The sequence below is a fragment of the Nocardioides sp. genome (assembly GCF_036374615.1).
Lineage (GTDB): Bacteria > Actinomycetota > Actinomycetes > Propionibacteriales > Nocardioidaceae > Nocardioides.
Window position 1 is genome coordinate 1 of sequence record NZ_DASUTK010000231.1, and the last position, 17,884, is coordinate 17,884.

Sequence of the window (17,884 nt, forward strand, 5' to 3'; positions counted from 1 at the left end):
TCGGGCGGAACGGTCGATGTCTGATCCGATGAGCGCCGAAGGCCGGGCCTTCCGCGACGAGGACTGGTACGGCGACGAGCTCGGCGCCGCCCGCTTCACCGACTGCGCGTTCACCGACGTCGACCTCACGGAAGCGTCGACCAGGAATGCGGTGTTCGAGCGCTGCGCGTTCTCCAACTGCCGGTTCAACGCATCCACCCACGAGTCGACCGCGTTCGTGGCCTGCGCGCTCGAGCGCTGCAACTTCTTCGACGCGACGCTCGACGGCTGCAAGCTCACGGGCTCGGTGTTCTCCGAGTGCACGATGCGGCCGCTGCGGGTGGTCGGCGGACAGTGGGGCGGCGTCACGATCCGGGGCGGCAAGCTCGACCGCGTCGACCTGACCGGCGTCGACCTGCGCGAGGCCGACCTCTCGATGAGCGACCTCTCGAACGCCGTGCTCCGCGACTGCCGGCTCGACGGGGCCAACCTGCGCGAGACCGACCTCGGGGGAGCTGACCTGCGAGGCGCGTCACTCGACCGGGTCGACCTCGCCGCGGCGCGGCTGCGCGGCACCAAGCTCGACCTTCCGGGCGCGGTGCTGCTCGCGGAGCTGCACGGCGCCGTCGTGGACGTCACCCCTGCGTGATACTCCGCCGCCGAAATCATCACCGCGGCATCGGATCTGATGATTGTGGCGGCGGACTATCGAGCAGCCCGGGTCCGGAGACCGGCGAGGACCAGGTCGACCCCGGTGGCGAAGTCGGCCGCATGCCGGTCGGTCCGCGGGTCGCTCTCGATCGCGCCGGCGCTGCCCGCCTGCCGGTGGAGCTGCTCGTCCATGGTGTGGCCGAGCACGTAGTGGAGCAGCGCGCGAGCGGCAGCCGCCGCGAGGTCCGGCGCGATCCCACCCTCGGCGAGGGCGTTCACCAGCTCGTCGTACGGCGTGCGGCCGCCGAGGCCGAACGCACGCGCGGTCGCCACCACCTCGGCGCCGTCGCGGTAGGCGAGGCAGGAGTCGCGGAGCCCGTGGCACGCCGCCCGCGCTCGTTCCTCCCAACTGCCGTCGGGGAGCGGTCGTGCGCCGCGGGCGAGGAGCTCGTCGGCGACCGCAGCGAGCAGGGTCTGCTTGTCGGGGAAGTGGTGGTAGAGCGCGCTGGCCTGGACGCCGAGCTCGGCGCCGAGCCGGCGCATGGTCAGGTCCGGCAGCCCGTACTCGTCGAGCACGCCGAGCGCACGGGCGACGACGTCCTCCCGCCGGTGCCGCATGTGACCGTCCTCTCGAGGGGGCGCGTTGACCGCGCTTCGGGCAGCACCCTAACCTGAACGCCGTTCAGGTCACCCGTCCACCACTGCCGAGAGAACTCCGATGAACCGACGTTCCCCCGCCGTCGACGTCGCCCTGGTCGCCGGTTTCGCCGCGTTGATCGCCGCCGTCGCGATCCTGCCCGACATCAAGACCGGCGTGGGCGTGCCGTTCTCGCTGCAGACGTTCGCGGTGCTGCTCGCCGGCGCCTGCCTCGGGGCGGTTCGCGGCTTCCTCGCGGTCGTCCTCTATCTCGCCGGGGGCGCGATCGGGCTTCCGATCTTCTCCGGCGGTGCCGCGGGCATCGGGCACTTCACCGGCCCGACCGCGGGGTACCTCATCGCCTTCCCGCTCGCAGCCGCGCTCTGCGGGTTCATCGTCCAGCGCAACCGCGACCGCGCCACCTCCTTCTCGCTGGTCTTCACCGCCGGGCTCCTCAGCAGCTTCCTGTTCATCCACACGCTCGGCCCGCTCAACCTCGCCTGGCGTGCTGACATGTCGGTGCAGGCGGCGTTCCTCTTCGACACCCAGTTCTATCCCGGGGACGTCATGAAGAACGTGCTGATGGCGCTGGTCGCGACCGCCGTGCACCGGGCCTTCCCCGACCTCCTCCCGGGTCGGGCGCGCGACACCGAACGCGAGCCGCAGCCGGCGTGAGCCGGATCGAGCTCCACGAGGCCCGGGTCTGCGCCGAGACCGGCCGCGGCGAGGTGGAGATCCTCGCGGCGACGACACTCACCCTCACCGAGCCGCGGGTCGCCTTGATCGGGCCCAACGGCTCGGGCAAGTCCACGTTCGCCCGGCTGCTCAACGGCCTGGTCACCCCTCGCAGCGGTCGGGTAGTGGTCGACGGGCTCGACGTCGCGCACGACGGCCGGGAGGTACGCCGCCGGGTGGCGTTCGCGTTCACCGACCCGACCGCGCAGCTGGTGATGCCGACCGTCGTCGAGGACGTCGCCCTCTCGCTGCGCCGCACCCACCCCGACCGCGACGAGCGCACCAGGGCCGCGCTGTCGGTGCTCGACCGCTACGGCCTCGGCGAGCTGGCCGAGCGCAGCGTGCACTCGTTGTCCGGCGGCCAGCGGCAGCTCCTCGCACTGGCGGGCGTGCTCGCCACCGACCCGCACGTCCTCGTCGCCGACGAGCCGACGACGCTGCTCGACCTCGCCAACACCCGCCGGGTCGCCGACCTGCTGTTCTCTCTGCGACAGCAGCTGGTGCTGGTCACCCACGACCTCGACCTGGCGCTGCGCTGCGACCGCGCCGTGCTCGTCGACGCCGGCCGCGTCACGGCGGACGGCGACCCGCACGAGGTCGTCGCCCGCTACCGGGCGGGTGTCCCGTGAGCCACCTGATCGGCGCCTACCAGCCCGGCACGACGTTCCTGCACCGGATGCCGGCGGGGGCGAAGCTGGTGGCGATGGCGGTGATCAGCCTGGCCACCGTCGTCTACCGGTCGCCCGCCACCTCGGTCGCGCTGCTGGGAGTGGTCGTGGCGCTGCTCGCCGTGGCGCGCGTGCGGCTCGCGCTGCTGGTGCGGACCCTGCGCGGGCTGCTCGTGGTCATGGTGCTGATCACCACGTTCCAGGTGTGGCAACAGGGGTGGCAGCACGCGGTCACCGTGGTCGGAGCCCTGGTCGGCCTGATCCTGCTCGCCACCGTCCTGACGGTGACCACCGCGGTCGACGAGATGCTCGACACGATCACGCGCGCGCTCGGCCCGTTCCGGCGCTTCGGCGTGGACCCCGACCTGGTGGCACTCGCGTTCTCCCTGATGATCCGCGGCATCCCGACGACCATCGACCTCGCGTCCGAAACCCGGCAGGCTGCGATGGCCCGCGGCCTCGAGCGGAACCCCCGCGCGCTGGTCACGCCGATGGTGCTCCGCACGGTGGCGCACGCCCGCGCGACGGGCGAGGCGCTGCACGCCCGCGGCGTGGGTGACTGACCTCCCGGGTCGTCAGCCCTGGTGGCGACGCAACCCGTAGGTGACGCCGTCGATGAGCGCACCCCAGGACGCCTCGATGACGTTCGCGCCGACCCCCACGGTGACCCACGACGACTCGCCGTCGGTGGTCTCGATCAGCACCCGGGTGATCGCGTCGGTCCCGTGCCCCTGGTCGAGGATCCGGACCTTGTAGTCGATCAGCTCGAACTTCGCGACCTCCGGGTAGGCCTGCCCGATCGCCTCGCGCAGCGCCTGGTCCAACGCGTTCACCGGCCCATTGCCCTCGGCCGTGACGACGTAACGGACGCCGTCGGCGCGCAGCTTGACCGTCGCCTCCGAAACCGCTTCGTCGCCGGGGCGGGTCTCGGTGATGACTCGCCACGACTCGACGTCGAAGTACGAAGGACGGCTGCCCTCGACCTCCTCCACGAGGAGGAGCTCGAAGGACGCGTCGGCGGCCTCGAAGGTGAAGCCGCGCGACTCCAGGGTCTTGACGCGGTCGGTGATCCGGGTGACCAGGTCGCGGTCGCCGGACAGGTCGAAGCCGAGCTCGCGTCCCTTGAGCTCGATCGAGGCGCGGCCGGCCATGTCCGAGACCAGCAGCCGCATGTCGTTGCCGACGCCGACCGGGTCCATGTGCTGGTAGAGGTTCGGGTCGACCTTGATGGCGCTCGCGTGCAGGCCGGCCTTGTGGGCGAACGCGCTGGTGCCCACGTACGGCTGCCGGCCGGCCGGTGGGACGTTCGTGACCTCGGCGACGGCGTGCGCGATCCTGGTCGCCTCGGCGAGCAGCCCGGGCGGGAGCACGGAGCGGTCCAGCTTCAGCTCCAGGTTCGCGATGACGCTGACCAGGTCGGCGTTGCCGGTGCGCTCGCCGTACCCGTTGATCGTGCCCTGGACGTGGGTCGCCCCGGCGTCGACCGCCGCGAGCGTGTTGGCGACCGCGCAGCCGGTGTCGTTGTGGCAGTGGATGCCGGCGCGGACACTGGTGGTCTCGATGACGTCGTGCACCACGTCGGCGACCCACGCCGGCAGCATGCCGCCGTTGGTGTCGCAGAGCGCGATGACCGCGGCCCCCGCGTCGTACGCCGTGCGCAGCACCTCGAGGGCGTAGTCGCGGTTCTCGCGGTAGCCGTCGAAGAAGTGCTCGGCGTCGAGGAACACCTCCTGCCCCTCGGCCCGGAGGTGGGACACGGTGTCGCGGACCATCGCGAGGTTCTCCTCGAGCGTGGTCCGCAGCGCGAGGTCGACGTGGCGGTCGTGCGACTTGGCCACCAGCGTCACGACGCCGGCACCGGACTCGCGCAGCGCCGCGACCAGCGGGTCGTCGGCAGCCGCCACCCCGGCCCGCCGGGTCGCGCCGAAGGCCGCCAGCTTGGCGTGCTGCAGGTCGAGCTCGACCGCGGCCCTCCGGAAGAACGCGGTGTCCTTCGGGTTCGCCCCCGGCCAGCCGCCCTCGATGTAGCCGACGCCGAGACCGTCGAGGTGGCGGGCGATCGTGAGCTTGTCGGCGACCGAGAGGTTGAGCCCCTCCTGCTGCGCGCCGTCGCGCAGGGTGGTGTCGTAGACGTGGAAGTCGCCGTGGAGGTCGGTGTCGGTCATGGGTGGGTCCTGGTCGTCGGGCAACAAAAAACCTCTCGTGGGAACGAGAGGTGGGCGCGTCGAGGGTCTCGACGCGCTAGGCGATGATGATGGTGATGCTCTGGTGCACGGGCTCAGTGTGCCACGCGACGCCGGCCGGCGTGGGCGGTTGTCTCACGACCCGGCACGAGGCACGACTCGACGCGCACGAGGCACGACTCGACGCGTACGAGGCACGACTCAGTGGAGGGGGTCGCCGATCGGGGTCCAGTCGGTGCCGCGGTCGGTGGCGAGCACTCCGAGGCCGATCGCTCCGGCGAGGACCAGCACCCAGGCGACCAGCCACGGCGCGAGCGTGCGGCACACCGGGTTGACCATCCGGGTCAGCGGGCCGCGGAATCGCGAGCCTCCCGGCCCGAGCCAGAGCGCGAGGACGGTGACCAGCCCGCTGGCGAACAGCGTCACCTGCTCGCTCGCCGCGACCGCGTAGCAGATCAGGCCACAAGCGAGACCGAGGCCGAGGCTCCAGAGCAGGAGCAGTACCGCACCGGGGAGTGCCTGCACCGCGTGCCACGGCGAGGCGATCAGCAGCTGCGGGCCGTCGTACCACCGTGCCCCGCGGAGGGTGCGACGAGCGCCGGCGGCCGAGGCTGCCAACGAGGCACCGCGGAACAACCAGGTCAGCAGCGCGAGCGCCGCCAGCGTGAGCCACGGGTACGCCGCGATGCCGGTCGCCCCCGCCAGCCCGAGCCCGACCAGCAGCAGCGCCCGGCGGGTCCGCTCGGCGAGCGGCACCCGTGGCGCGGGGAGCTCCTCGTCGAGCTGCCGGGTGCTGCCGGCTTCCTCCGGGTCGTCCTCGTCGAAGATGCTGATCGTCCGCTCGTGCGCGGCGGCGGCGAGCGCTAGCGGCACCGTGTAGGGATCGTCGGGTGCGCTGGGCGGCGCCGGCTCGGCGACCACCGGAACGGGTCCGCCCACCACCCAGTCACGGATCTCACCGAGCGCCGGGCGACGCGCCGGATCCGGGTCGAGCGCAGCGTGCACGACCTCGCGCAGGTCGTCGGGCAGGCCGCTGAGGTCGTGCTCGCCGCGGCGTACCCGGTCCATGATCGCCATCGACGGGCCTCGCCCGAAGGGCGGTCGGCCGGTGCCCGCGAACGCGACGGTCGCGGCCCACGAATGGATGTCGGAGGCGGTGGTCGCGTCGTCGCCGTGCAGGATCTCGGGCGCGAGGTAGCCCGGCGTGCCGAGCAACCAACCAGTGTGGGTGAGCTTCGGGTCGTCGGCGACCCGAGCCAGCCCGAAGTCGATCAGGATCGGGGTCCGACCCTCCATCAGGACGTTCGACGGCTTGACGTCACGGTGGAGCACGCCGACGGCGTGCACCGAGGCCAGGCCCTCGGCCAGGCACTCCGCGAACCACCGGAGGTCGTCCCCGGTGATCGGCCCCTCCTCCGCGACGTGGTCGTGGAGGGACAACCCCGGGACGTAGCGGGTGGCGACGAACGGGATCTCGCCCCACGGGTCGCTGTCGACGATCTCCGCGATCCAGCGGCTCCGGATCCGGGAGAGCGAGTTGACCTCGCGCGTCAACCGGGCCCGCGCCTCGTCGTCGCCCACGATGTGCGGCCGCAGCACCTTGAGCGCCACCCGGTGGCCGTCCTCGCGGCACGCGAGGTGCACGACGCCCATGCCGCCCTCCCCCAACCTCGTCAGGAGCCGGTAGCCGCCCACGCGGATCTCGGCAGGCGCCGACTCGGGGCGCTGGGACGTCGTCACGCAGTCGAGGGTACTTCGATGGGCAGCGGATCCTCGGGACGTCAGCGGAGGGCGACCAGCGACGTAGGAAGGTGGTTAGGTTAGCCTTACCTCTCGTGAGTACGTCGGACGTGATCACCCGCGCACCACGGCAGGGATCCGTGCGCGGGATCGCTCTCCTGACGGTGGCGCTGCTCGCCGCCGGCGTGCTGGGGCTGATGATCGGCAGCCGGTCGATCGGACCCGGCGCCGTGCTCTCCGCGCTGTTCGACCCCGACGGCGGCGAGATCTCCACGATCGTCCACGGTCTGCGACTGCCCAGGACCGTGCTCGCGATCGCGGTCGGCATCGCCCTCGGCGTCGGAGGCGCCCTGATGCAGGGCCACACCCGCAACCCGCTCGCCGACCCCGGCCTGCTCGGAGTCACCGCCGGCGCCTCGTTCGCCGTCGTGCTCGCCATCTTCGTCTTCGGCGTCACCAGCCTCACCGGCTACGCGTGGTTCTCGCTCGCCGGGGCGGGCCTTGCCGCGGCGGCGGTCTTCGCGATCGGGTCCACCCGCGGCGGGCCGAGCCCGGTGTCCCTGGTGCTGGCCGGGGCCGCGGTGAGTGCGCTGCTGCTGTCGGTGACGCAGGCGATCGTGCTGCGCGACCTGGAGACGCTCGACGACTTCCGGTTCTGGAACGTCGGCTCGACAGCCGGCCGCGACTTCGACGTCTTCTGGCAGGTCGCGCCCTTCATCGCCGCCGGCCTGCTGCTCGCCGCGATCAGCGCGCCCAGCCTGAACCTGCTCCAGCTCGGCGACGACGTCGCCAGGTCGCTGGGGATGCACCCGACCCGGCACAAGGTCCTCGGGATCACCACCGTGATGCTCCTCACCGGTGCGGCCACGGCTGCGTGCGGGCCGATCGCGTTCGTCGGGCTGGTGGTGCCGCACGTCGCCCGGTTCTTCGCCGGCGTCGACTACCGCTGGCTGCTGCCGTACGCCGGGCTGGTCGGCGGGCTGATGGTGATCCTGGCCGACGTCCTCGGGCGGGTCGTGGTGCGCCCCGGCGAGCTCCAGGTCGGCATCGTGCTGGCGCTGGTCGGCGGCCCCGTCTTCATCTACCTCGTGCGCCGGACCCGGATGGTCTCGCTGTGACCGTCCTCCAGTCTCAACCCACGTCCGCGCTCCGCGTCGGACCCGCCTCCTGGCTGGTCCCGGTCCGAGCCGGTCTGGTCACCGCGGCGTCGCTCGGAGTGCTCGCCCTCCTCGTGGTGCTCGACCTGGCCTTCGGCGACTTCGAGATGCCGATCGGCACCGTGGTGTCGACCCTGCTCGGCGGCGGAGACCCTGCCTCGGCGTTCATCATCCACGAGCTCCGGCTGCCCCAGACCACGGTGGCGGTGCTGACGGGCATGGCGCTGGGCCTGGCCGGCGCGCTGACCCAGACTTTCGCCCGCAACCCGCTCGCCTCACCCGACATCCTCGGCGTGACCGAGGGCGCCGCCGTCGGCGCGGTGTCGGTGATCGTCCTCAGCGGTGCCTCCGGGTACGGCGCCGGACTGGTGTCCGGCACGCTGCAGACCCTCGGGCTGCCGATCGCCGCCTTCCTCGGCGGCCTGCTGACCGCCGTGGCCCTCTACCTGCTGTCGTGGCGTCGCGGGATCGACGGCCAGCGGCTGGTGCTGATCGGGATCGGACTCGGCGCCGCGCTTAGCGCGCTGGTGTCGTGGCTGCTGGTGACGGCGCGGATCCAGGATGCGGCCAGCGCCCAGGTCTGGCTCACCGGGTCGCTCAACGCCCGCGGCTGGGACCATGCGATCCCGCTGCTCCTGGCGCTCGTGGTGCTGGTCCCCCTGGCCCTGCTGCTGGTGCGCAACCTCAACGCGCTTCTGCTCGGCGACGACGGCGCCCGCGGCCTCGGCACCCGGCTCCAGACGACCCAGGTCCTCACCCTCGTGGCCGCCGTCGGCCTGACCTCCGTCGCGGTCTCCGCGGTCGGTCCGTTGGAGTTCGTCGCCTTCGTCGTCCCGCAGGTCGCGCTGCGGCTGACCGGCGGCTCGCGCCCGCCGATGCTCGCCTCGATGACGTTCGGCGCGTGCCTCGTGGTGTCCGCGGACCTGCTGACCCGCGTCGTGATCCCGTTCGCCATCCCCGCCGGCCTGGTCACGGCGGCCGTGGGCGCGCCGTACCTGATCTGGCTCCTGCTCCGCACCAACCGGAAGGTCACCACATGACGTCACGACTCAGCACCCGCGACATCACCGTCGGCTACGGCGGCGCGCCGGTCGTCCACGACCTCACCGTCGAGATCCCCGACGGCCAGGTGACGACCATCGTCGGGCCGAACGGCTGCGGCAAGTCCACCCTGCTGCGCACGCTGGCCCGGCTGCTGCCACCCACCCGCGGCGAGGTCGTCCTCGACGGCCGCCCGATCACCTCGCTGGGCACCCGCGACATCGCGGCCCGGCTGTCCCTGCTCCCGCAGAGCCCGGTGGCACCCGAGGGGCTGCTGGTGCGTGACCTGGTCGGCCGCGGACGCCATCCGCACCAGCGCTGGTTCGCGCAGTGGTCCCGCGAGGACGAGGACGTCGTCGAGGCGGCGATGGCGATGACCGACACCACCGAGCTGCGCGACCGGCCCCTCGACCAGCTCTCGGGCGGTCAGCGGCAACGGGCGTGGATCGCGATGACGCTGGCGCAGGACACCGACCTGATGCTCCTGGACGAGCCGACGACCTACCTCGACCTCGCGCACCAGGTCGAGGTGCTGGAGCTGGTCTGCCGCCTCAACCGGGAGCGGTCCCGCACGGTGGCGATGGTGCTGCACGACCTCAACCTGGCCGCCCGCTACAGCGATCTGGTCGTGGTCATGCACGCGGGCCGGATCATCACCCAGGGGCCGCCCGCGGAGGTGTTCACCGCCGAGATGCTGCGCGACGTCTTCGGCCTCGAGGCCGAGATCCTCCCCGACCCGCGCACCGGACTCCCGATCGTGGTACCCGTCTCGTCCTCGGCCAGCCCCGCCCCGGCCGTTCCTGCGCCGCCTCGAACGCTCAGCACCGCGGCCCTCGCCGGCTGAGGCGGCTCGCCCACTGCGCTCCGGGGCGGGGGGTCGATTCTCCGTTGTTGGAACGTTCGCGCGACGGCTCCGGTGCACGAACGTTCCAACAACGGAAGAACGGGGGGTGGCCCCGGGTGCGGTCAGCCCCGGGCTGCCTCGTCGGCGCTGGGAACCTCGGTCGCCGGATCGCCGTCGGCCGCGGCCGCCAGCTGCGGCACGTAGCGGTCGAGCACGTACGGGATGCTCAACGGCGTCACGAAGCTGTGGGCGACGTAGTAGTCGCCGTCGGCGTTGGTGATGTCGAACCAGCGACCCTGCTCGTGGGCCGTGGTGCCCTCGAACACCGTCCGCACCTGCTTGTCCGCATCGAGGTCGAGCCACACCACGGCGCCCACCGCAGCGAGGTCGCTGGTGCGCTCGGCACTGAGAGAGATGCCGAACTCGCTGTCGGTCGCATCGGTGATGATCGGCGGCAGGTCGAAGCCGAGCTCGACCAGCAGCCGCGAGCGCGGGTCCTCAGGGCCGTAGATGAAGAGCCCCTCGTACGGCGTGACGACGGCGGCGGTCTGGCCCGCGAACTCCGGGTGCGCCTTCGCCTCCGCGACGATCCGCTCCTTGACCCCGTCGATCAGCTTCTGGGTGGCAGCCGGTCGGCCGACCGCCGTGCCGATCGTCAGGGCCGCCTCGTCCCACGGCGTGCCGTAGTCGGCGTAGTCACCGGACTGAGCGACGGTCGGGGCGATCTTGCTGAGCAGCTCGTACTCCTTCTCGGTCAGACCGGCGTACTGGCCGATGATCAGGTCCGGCTGGAGCGCGGCGACCTGCTCGATCTCAACGCCGTTGGTGTTCATCAGCAGGGTGGGCGGCTCGGCGTCGCCGAAGGCCTCCTCGGCCCAGGAGTAGATGCCGCGCTTGCTCTTCTCCCCGAACCAGTAGCTGACACCGACCGGCACGATGCCGAGCGCGAGCAGCGTGTCCTGGTCGGTGAGCCCCACGCAGACGACGCGCTCCGGGGCCGTCTCCAGCGTCGTCTCCCCGAACTTGTGCGCGATCGTGACCGGGAACGCGCCCTCCTCAGCACCCTCGGGGGCCGGGGTGGACGGAGTCGCCGAACCGGGCTGGTCGGAGCCGCAGGCAGCCACTGCCGGCATCACGGCCAGCGTGGCCAGGCCGGCGAGGACGGAACGTCGGGTGGGGTTCATTCGGTCTTCCTTCTCCGTGGACGGGGGAGCCTGCTGATTAGGTAAGGCTTACCTTAGAGCACCGGGTCTGGGTGGCCGACGAATGGCCCCGTGAGGCTGCACGGGTGTCGTTGGGCCGCCGGTTAGGCTGCAGATCCCCCGACTCCGACCGTGAGGACAACACCGCGTGAGCAACGAGCGTGACCGCCCCTTCTCCGTCGAGGCGGCCACCTACGTGGCGTTCTCCCGGTACTGGGAGGCGTCCTCCCGGATCTCTCCGGTGGGAAAGCCGCGGCTGCAGCAGCGCGTGCTCGACTACTTCCGGTGGCTGTGCCGCCGGATCCAACCCGCCGTCGTGCTGGAGATCGGAGCGCACGAGGCGTCGTTCAGCCGCTGGGCCAGCAAGGCCCTGCCGCGGGCGCGGGTCGAGGCGTTCGAGGCCAACCCCCACGTCCACGCCAAGTACGTCAGGGAGGTCACGAGAGCCGGCGTCGCGTACCTCAACCTCGCGGTCGCGCCGATGACGGGTGAGATCGAGCTCAACCTGCCGCTGGAGATCTCGGGCCAGCCGCGCGCGTTGGACAGCCGGATGGCCTCGATCGCAGTGCACCGCGAGACCGGAGACAGCGTCACCGTCACCGTGCCGAGCGTGCGGCTCGACGACCACGTGACCCTCGCCGAGGGTGAGCGGGTGGTCGCCTGGATCGACGTGGAAGGTGCCAACGACGCGGTGCTCCGCTCCGGTCCCCAGGTGCTCGACCGGTTGGACGCAGTGCACATCGAGGTCGAGGGGGAGCCGACGTGGGAGGGCCAGTGGCTCGACACCGACGTGGCCCACCACCTGGCCGGTCACGGTCTGGTGCCGGTCGCCCGAGACCTGCAGAAGCCCTACCAGTACAACGTCGTCTACGTCCGCTCACGGCTGGTCCGGCAGCCGAAGGTCATGCGCAAGGCTGCGGAGATCCTGCTGCCGGACTGACGCGGTACGCCCGGTCAGCAGACGCGATGCATCCAGCCGAAGGGGTCCTCCGCGCGGCCGTACTGGATGTCGACGAGCGACTGCCGGAGCTTCATGGTCAGCTCGGTGGAGGCGGGCGCCGGGGCCTCCCCCGCTGCCCACTTCAGGGTGCCCACCGGCGTCACCACGGCGGCCGTACCGCACGCGAAGATCTCGACGATGTCGCCCGACTCGACCCCGGAACGCCACTCGTCGATCGAGAACTTCCGCTCCTCCACCTGGTGCCCGAGCTTGCCTGCGAGCTCGATGATGCTGGCGCGGGTGATGCCCTCGAGGATGGTGCCGGTCTCCGGCGTCACGATCCGACCGTCGGCGTGCACGAAGTACAGGTTCATGCCGCCGAGCTCCTCGATGTAGCGGCCCTCCTGGGCGTCGAGGAACACCACCTGGTCGCAGCCCTGGTCGATCGCCTCCTGCTGCGCCACCAGGCTGCTCGCGTAGTTGCCGCCGGTCTTGGCCGCTCCCATGCCGCCGCGGCCGGCCCGCGTGTACTCCTCAGTGAGCCAGAGGGTGACCGGCTTGACGCCGCCCCTGAAGTACGCACCGGCCGGGCTGGCGATCACCATGTACGTCACGTGCTGGGCCGGCCGCACACCGAGGAACTTCTCGGAGGCGAACATGAACGGCCGGATGTAGAGGCTCTTCTCGCCCCCGCTGTCGGGAACCCAGCGCTGGTCCGTCGTGACCAGCGCATCGACCGACGCCACGAAGTCCTCGACCGGCAGCTCCGGGAAGGCGAGCCGGTGGGAGGACCGCACCATCCGCGCGGCGTTCTCCTCGGGACGGAAGGTCCAGATCGACCCGTCGTGGTGCCGGTAGGCCTTCATGCCCTCGAAGGTCTCCTGCGCGTAGTGCAGGACCGCGGTCGCCGGGTCGAGCGTCAGCGGCCCGTACGGCGTGATCCGAGCCTGGTGCCAGCCGGCGTCCGGCGTCCACTCGACGGTGAACATGTGGTCGGTGAAGTGGATGCCGAAGCCCGGGTTCGCGAGGATCTCGGCCAGTCGTGCCTCCTCGACCGGCGCCGGGTTCGGGGTGGTGCTGATCTGCATGGGGTCAACCTATCCGAGCGTCGTGAGGTGGGAATCCCGCCTCCGGACGATCAGAACAGGCACTCGGACCGAGCGATCAGACCAGGCGGGCGGTCACGGCGTCGCCGATCTCTGCAGTACGTCGGCGCCGGCTCGGTACTCGCTCGGCCAGATCGGCCACGACGGCGGCCTCGACCCGGGCCGCGGCTTCGGCGTACCCGAGATGGTCGAGCAGCAGGCTCGCGGAGAGGATCGCGGCCGTCGGATCCGCAACGCCCTGGCCCGCGATGTCGGGTGCGGACCCGTGGACCGGTTCGAACATCGACGGCGCGGTCCGGTCGGGGTTGACGTTCCCGCTGGCCGCGAGCCCGATGCCACCGGTGATCGCGGCCGCGAGATCGGTGATGATGTCGCCGAACAGGTTGTCGGTCACGATCACGTCGAAGCGGGACGGGTCGGTCGTCATGAAGATGGTCGCCGCGTCGATGTGGAGGTAGTCGACCTCAACCTCAGGAAACTGCTCGCCCACTTCACGCACGAGGCGCGACCACACCGCGCCGGCGTGGACGAGCACGTTGGTCTTGTGGACCAGCGTGAGCTTCCGACGCGGTCGCGCGGCGGCCCGCGAGAACGCGTCGCGCACGACCCGCTCGACGCCGAAGGCGGTGTTGAGCGAGACCTCGGTCGCGACCTCCTGCGGAGTCCCGACGCGAACCGCGCCGCCGTTGCCCGTGTAGGGCCCCTCGGTCCCCTCGCGCACGACGAGGAAGTCGACGTCGCCCCTCGACAGGACGCTGTCGGCGAGCGGTGACGGGACGCCGGGGAAGAGCCTCGACGGCCGCAGGTTGACGTAGTGGTCGAGCTCGAACCGGAGCCTCAGCAGGAGTCCCCGTTCGAGGAGGCCCGGCGGCAGGTTCGGGTCACCGGGCTTGCCGCCGACGGCGCCCAGCAGGATCGCGTCGTGCTCCCGGATCTCGGCGAGCACCGAGTCGGGGAGCACCTCGCCCGTGGCCAGGAATCGGTCGGCACCGAGGTCGTAGCGTGTCGGCTCGAACTTGGCGTCAGGCACCGTCTCAAGCACCTTGAGCGCTTCGGCGGTGACCTCGGGCCCGATCCCGTCGCCGCCGATGACCGCGATCCGGTGGGACTTCGTCATGGGGTGTGACCTTAGTTGTCGTCGGGCCGCTCGCCCCCGTTGTCCCGCAGGTCGAGCGAGGCCTGGACGGCCTCATGGCTGCGCGGGTTCTCCGGGTCGTGGCTGGCCGGACCCCAGTCGGGGTACATGTCGTACATCGGTCCTTCTCCTGGTACGTCGTTTCTCGTGTGGCTGATGTGTGGGTGATTCGGAGCTGCTGCCACGGCGGGCGGGTCGACGATGACTCGTGGGTCGCACGAGGTCGTCGGACCCGTGTCCAGGAGGGTGCGGGTCGCGCGTGCTGCCGGCGTACCCGCCGCGGAGACTGGAGAGCCCAGAGCCGAGCTCTGGACCGAGTTCCTGATTCAGATGGTCAAGGGGCCCGCAACGCCGAACACCGCGGCGAGGTGGCCCGCTTGTCAGGCCTCGCCGCGGCAGTCGATGAGTACGAACACGCTCCGCATGGTGCGACCAGCGTAGGGCAGGCCGACGGGCGCTGCGACCGAGTTCTGACTTTCGTTCGGAATGCGAGACGCGAGTCCCGGAATGAAAGACTCCCCGCATGAGTGCACCGCCGGAGCTGCCCGAGATCGTCCGCCGCGCCTTCGACGTCTCCCGCCGCGCGGGGTACGTGTCGTTCTGCCGCAACGAGACCGGCCGGCTGCTCGCCACCCTCGCCGCGACCCGGGAGGGCACGCTGGCGGAGTTCGGGACCGGCACCGGGGTCGGGACAGCCTGGCTGCGCTCCGGTGTCCGGGAGGACGCGCACATCCTGACCGCCGAGCTCGACCCCAAGCTGGCCGGCGCGGCCGCTCAGATCTTCGAGGACGACCCCCAGGTCGAGGTTCGCGCGGCCGACTGGTCCACCTTGACCGACGCCGCGCCGTTCTCCCTGCTGTACCTCGACTCCGGCGACCCGGAGTCGGTGCGGGTCGACGCGGTCGCGGACCTGGTCGAGGAGGGCGGCATCGTCGTCCTCGACGACTTCACGCCGTGCGAGGGCTGGCCCCCCGTCTTCCAGGGCCGGGTCGACACGCTGCGCGAGGAGTGGCTCACCGACGACCGGTTCACGACCGTCGACGTGATGGTCGCCCCCGACGCCTCCACCCTCATCGCGACTCGGCGCTGACTCGGGTCGCGCGCCCGCGGCCGGTCAGTCGCGGGGATGCGGCCCCGACGCCGACCAGGAGCCACGCCAGATAGCTGCCCTGGAGGGCGAGGTCGTGGCGCACGGTGTCGCCGGCGAGGAGCATCCCCAGCCCGGGACCGCGAGAGTCGACGTCGGCCTGGACGGCTCCAGGTTGATCGCGACGAAGCGCTGACCCGCGGTCGGAGCGTCACGACAGCACGTGGACCGGGTACCGCTGGGCCAGCGCCGCTTGCGCGGACCGGATCACCCCGAAGCTGTCCTTCAGGTGCCGTCGGTCGAACGAGGACAGCAGCGACGGCTGGATCTTGCTGTCCGCCCGAAGCCCGGCCTGAACCTGTTCGGCCTGATGGCGCAACCGGAGATGGGCGAGGAACTCCCAGGCGTCACGCAGGTCCGAGGCCAGCTCGGCGCTGACGAGCCCTGCGTCGACCGCGTCCGCCAGCCGTCCTGGTGTGCTCGTCTGCTCTGAGGCAGCCGCCAGGCCGTGCAGCCTCGCGATCTGGACGATCACCGAGAGGCCCCCTCGCTTGAGGTCCAGGGTGTCGCGGTGCTCCCCGGACCGGTCCACCACCAGGCCGCGGAAGAAGCCCAGCGGCGGCGGCTGCGACACGACGTGAGCGGCGACGTAGGCGAGGAACAACGGCGACCCGTGCGCGGCGACCCGGAGGTGCCGGGCGAGTCGACGGGTGAGATCGGCGTCGCCGAACTGGTGCCGCAGGTCGAAGAAGACGCTCGCCTCCAGCACTGCGTCGGGCGAGGGAGTGCGGACCCACCGGGAGACGTGGTCGCTCCAGCTCGTCAGGGGTTGTCGCCAGCTCGGACTGGTGGCCATCTTGTCGCCGGGGCAGCGCGGGTAGCCGACCTGCTCGAGGCCGGAGGTCACCCGCTCCGCCAGCTCGCTGAAGTACGCCGAGTGCTCTTCGTCGTCGGGGAGGTACCCGTCGTCGAGCACCAGTGCATGATCCTGGTCAGGCCCCAGCGCCTGCTCGTACCGGGCCCGTGAACCGAGCGTCACCCACGCGTACGCCACCGGCGGCGGACCCAGCTCGGCCTCCGCCAGCTGCAGCAACCGCTGCTCGAACGCGTCGGCGATCGTGCTCACCACCCGGCAGATGTCGTGGGCGGACGTGCCCTGGCGCACCAACGACTGCACGAGCCTGCCCAGCCGGGGTGCGACTCCGGCGACGGTTGCCACGTCGGGGGCCTTGGCGACCTCGGACACCAGGTGGACCGGGTTGGCCTGCTCCAGACGCTGCAGGTCGTTGGCGGTGACCACGCCGACCACGTGCCCGTGCTCCACCAGGGGCAGGTGGTGGATGTTGCTGCGGACCAGCTCGAGCAGCACCTCCAGGGCCAGTGCGTCGGGGCTGGTCGTGATCGGGTCCGGGGTCATCACCGCGCTGACGGGCTCGGACGGGTCGACTCCGTGCGCGACGACGCGGGACCGGAGATCACGGTCGGTGAGGATGCCGACCAGCTGCTCCGCCTCGGTCACCAGCACCGACGAGATCCGCTGCTCGGTCATCCGCGCGGCCGCGTCGCGGATCGTGGCCGTCGGCGGCACCCGCACCGGCTTCCGTGCGACCAGGTCGCCGACCCTGGTGCGGAGCACGGCGCGGTCAGACGGCGTGCCCTGCTGCTCCCGCTGCAGCACGACCGCGCGTCGCAACCGACCTCCGGAGCGGGGTGAGAAGAACGTGGCGAACGCCTCGTGCTGCTCGCGCAGCTCGGTGAACACCTCGGCCGGCATCACCAGCACGGACGTGTCCTCGAGCGCGGTCGTCACGACCGGCTGCACGACCCCGGCGGCCAGCGCCTCGCCGCCGATGCAGGTACCGGGACCGCCGCGCTCGACCAGGTCCCCACCGGGCGTACGCAGCTCGACCGCTCCGGACCGGACCACGAGCAGGTCTGCCGGGACCGCGCCGGCCGCCAGCACGACCGTGCCCCGACGGTGCTGGCCGCTCCCCAGCCCGCGTGAGAGCTCGGCCAGCGTCGCGATCGGCAGGCCGTCGAACGGCGGGTGCTCCGCGAGGAAGTCCCGGACCTCCGCGAGCTCGACGTCGAGGGTCACCCGGCCATCATGCCCGGCGGTCGACGACCGACGGGTCGACCCTGACCAGCCAGCTCGGCAGCATCCACTGGGTGAGCGGCCCGATCGCGAGCGCGTAGAGGACCGTGCCGACACCGAGGGCGCCGCCGAGCAGCAGCCCGATCACGACGACCGTGACCTCCAGCGCGGTGCGGACCAGCCGCAGCGACCGACCGGTGGTGCGCGCCAGGCCGGTCATCAGCCCGTCGCGAGGGCCGCGACCGAGCTGGGCTCCGATGTACAACGCTGTGGCCAGCCCGTTGAGCAGCACGCCCGCGACCAGCAGGCCGATCCGGAGGCCGACCGCGTCGGGTCGGTCGAGCAGGGCCAAGGTCGCGTCTGCCGCCAAGCCCACCACGAGCGCGTTCGAGACCGTGCCGATACCCGGGACCTCCCGCAGCGGGAACCACAACAGCAGCACCAGGAAGCTGAACAGGATGACGGCCTGGCCAAGCGTGATCGGCACGTGTCGGATGAATCCCGAGTGGAGCACATCCCAGGGGGCGAGCCCCAGGTCGCTGCGCACCATCAGCGCCAGCGACACCCCGTACAGCACCAGCCCGGCGTACAGCTGCGTGAGCCGGCGGGGCAGCCGGCCCGCCCGGAGCTGCACGACCGGTCCGAGATCGGTGAGCTGCGGCTCGGTGGCGCGTCGGATCACCG

At 71.7% G+C, this 17,884-nt stretch carries 18 protein-coding genes; 9 read left to right on the plus strand and 9 right to left on the minus strand.

Features of this window, described 5'->3' with window-relative positions:
- The coding region (locus tag VFZ39_RS17825; protein ID WP_330867138.1) for a pentapeptide repeat-containing protein at nucleotides 1-628 on the plus strand (628 nt) is incomplete at its 5' end.
- A gap of 56 nt (nucleotides 629-684) precedes the next feature.
- On the opposite strand, the gene VFZ39_RS17830 is transcribed toward VFZ39_RS17825, so the two are convergent.
- A complete protein-coding gene (locus VFZ39_RS17830) occupies nucleotides 685-1,248 on the minus strand; it encodes a TetR/AcrR family transcriptional regulator C-terminal domain-containing protein (RefSeq protein ID WP_330867139.1) in 564 nt (187 codons plus the stop codon).
- A gap of 100 nt (nucleotides 1,249-1,348) precedes the next feature.
- Here VFZ39_RS17830 and VFZ39_RS17835 point away from each other — a divergent pair, with 100 nt between their 5' ends.
- Genes VFZ39_RS17835 through VFZ39_RS17845 form a run of 3 tightly spaced genes read left to right on the plus strand, consistent with a single transcriptional unit; the run spans nucleotide 1,349 to nucleotide 3,233 of the window.
- Entirely contained in the window at nucleotides 1,349-1,942 is a 594-nt protein-coding gene (locus tag VFZ39_RS17835) for a biotin transporter BioY (RefSeq protein WP_330867140.1), read from the plus strand.
- Entirely contained in the window at nucleotides 1,939-2,631 is a 693-nt protein-coding gene (locus VFZ39_RS17840) for an ABC transporter ATP-binding protein (protein WP_330867141.1), read from the plus strand. The genes VFZ39_RS17835 and VFZ39_RS17840 overlap by 4 nt, the downstream gene beginning before the upstream one ends.
- On the plus strand, nucleotides 2,628-3,233 hold the full coding sequence (locus tag VFZ39_RS17845) for an energy-coupling factor transporter transmembrane component T (protein ID WP_330867142.1): 606 nt from the start codon (nucleotides 2,628-2,630) through the stop codon (nucleotides 3,231-3,233). Before VFZ39_RS17840 ends, VFZ39_RS17845 begins: the two co-directional genes overlap by 4 nt.
- Nucleotides 3,234-3,245: 12 nt before the next feature.
- Here VFZ39_RS17845 and cimA read toward each other — a convergent pair whose 3' ends face one another.
- Both cimA and VFZ39_RS17855 read right to left on the minus strand, forming a co-directional pair.
- Nucleotides 3,246-4,835 carry a citramalate synthase gene (gene cimA / locus VFZ39_RS17850; RefSeq protein WP_330867143.1) on the minus strand — a complete coding sequence of 530 codons (1,590 nt, stop codon included), beginning with the start codon at nucleotides 4,833-4,835 and terminating at the stop codon, nucleotides 3,246-3,248.
- A 219-nt stretch (nucleotides 4,836-5,054) separates the two neighbouring features.
- The gene (locus VFZ39_RS17855; RefSeq protein WP_330867144.1) at nucleotides 5,055-6,593 is read right to left on the minus strand and encodes a serine/threonine-protein kinase; all 1,539 of its coding nucleotides are present in this window, start codon (nucleotides 6,591-6,593) and stop codon (nucleotides 5,055-5,057) included.
- A 95-nt stretch (nucleotides 6,594-6,688) separates the two neighbouring features.
- Between VFZ39_RS17855 and VFZ39_RS17860 the strand changes: the two genes are divergently transcribed.
- From VFZ39_RS17860 to VFZ39_RS17870, 3 genes are read left to right on the plus strand one after another with little or no spacing between them, the layout of a single operon-like run.
- Nucleotides 6,689-7,711 (plus strand): iron ABC transporter permease, encoded by a 1,023-nt coding sequence (locus tag VFZ39_RS17860; protein ID WP_330867145.1) that lies wholly within the window; start codon nucleotides 6,689-6,691, stop codon nucleotides 7,709-7,711.
- The gene (locus VFZ39_RS17865; RefSeq protein ID WP_330867146.1) at nucleotides 7,708-8,790 is read left to right on the plus strand and encodes an iron ABC transporter permease; all 1,083 of its coding nucleotides are present in this window, start codon (nucleotides 7,708-7,710) and stop codon (nucleotides 8,788-8,790) included. The genes VFZ39_RS17860 and VFZ39_RS17865 overlap by 4 nt, the downstream gene beginning before the upstream one ends.
- Nucleotides 8,787-9,635: an ABC transporter ATP-binding protein gene (locus tag VFZ39_RS17870; RefSeq protein WP_330867147.1), complete on the plus strand. Its 849-nt coding sequence runs from the start codon at nucleotides 8,787-8,789 to the stop codon at nucleotides 9,633-9,635. Before VFZ39_RS17865 ends, VFZ39_RS17870 begins: the two co-directional genes overlap by 4 nt.
- A 122-nt stretch (nucleotides 9,636-9,757) precedes the next feature.
- On the opposite strand, the gene VFZ39_RS17875 is transcribed toward VFZ39_RS17870, so the two are convergent.
- A complete protein-coding gene (locus VFZ39_RS17875) occupies nucleotides 9,758-10,819 on the minus strand; it encodes an ABC transporter substrate-binding protein (protein WP_330867148.1) in 1,062 nt (353 codons plus the stop codon).
- A gap of 166 nt (nucleotides 10,820-10,985) precedes the next feature.
- On the opposite strand from VFZ39_RS17875, the gene VFZ39_RS17880 reads away from it, so the two are divergent.
- Nucleotides 10,986-11,777 (plus strand): FkbM family methyltransferase, encoded by a 792-nt coding sequence (locus VFZ39_RS17880; protein ID WP_330867149.1) that lies wholly within the window; start codon nucleotides 10,986-10,988, stop codon nucleotides 11,775-11,777.
- Nucleotides 11,778-11,791: 14 nt separating this feature from the next.
- Here the strand turns inward: VFZ39_RS17880 and VFZ39_RS17885 are convergent, their stop codons facing one another.
- The 3 genes from VFZ39_RS17885 to VFZ39_RS17895 form a co-directional block, all read right to left on the minus strand.
- On the minus strand, nucleotides 11,792-12,865 hold the full coding sequence (locus tag VFZ39_RS17885) for a branched-chain amino acid aminotransferase (protein WP_330867150.1): 1,074 nt from the start codon (nucleotides 12,863-12,865) through the stop codon (nucleotides 11,792-11,794).
- Nucleotides 12,866-12,941: 76 nt separating this feature from the next.
- Nucleotides 12,942-14,000, minus strand: a complete 1,059-nt coding sequence (locus VFZ39_RS17890; protein WP_330867151.1) for a 3-isopropylmalate dehydrogenase — start codon at nucleotides 13,998-14,000, stop codon at nucleotides 12,942-12,944.
- Nucleotides 14,001-14,011: 11 nt separating this feature from the next.
- Nucleotides 14,012-14,137, minus strand: a complete 126-nt coding sequence (locus VFZ39_RS17895) for a hypothetical protein (RefSeq protein ID WP_330867152.1) — start codon at nucleotides 14,135-14,137, stop codon at nucleotides 14,012-14,014.
- A gap of 404 nt (nucleotides 14,138-14,541) precedes the next feature.
- On the opposite strand from VFZ39_RS17895, the gene VFZ39_RS17900 reads away from it, so the two are divergent.
- Nucleotides 14,542-15,108: an O-methyltransferase gene (locus VFZ39_RS17900; protein WP_330867153.1), complete on the plus strand. Its 567-nt coding sequence runs from the start codon at nucleotides 14,542-14,544 to the stop codon at nucleotides 15,106-15,108.
- 208 nt (nucleotides 15,109-15,316) lie between these two features.
- Here the strand turns inward: VFZ39_RS17900 and VFZ39_RS17905 are convergent, their stop codons facing one another.
- Both VFZ39_RS17905 and VFZ39_RS17910 read right to left on the minus strand, forming a co-directional pair.
- Nucleotides 15,317-17,203, minus strand: a complete 1,887-nt coding sequence (locus tag VFZ39_RS17905; RefSeq protein WP_330867154.1) for a DUF294 nucleotidyltransferase-like domain-containing protein — start codon at nucleotides 17,201-17,203, stop codon at nucleotides 15,317-15,319.
- Between the two features lie 7 nt (nucleotides 17,204-17,210).
- Nucleotides 17,211-17,882, minus strand: coding sequence for a hypothetical protein (locus VFZ39_RS17910; protein WP_330867155.1), 672 nt, complete (start codon nucleotides 17,880-17,882; stop codon nucleotides 17,211-17,213).
- Between the last annotated feature and the right edge of the window lie 2 nt (nucleotides 17,883-17,884).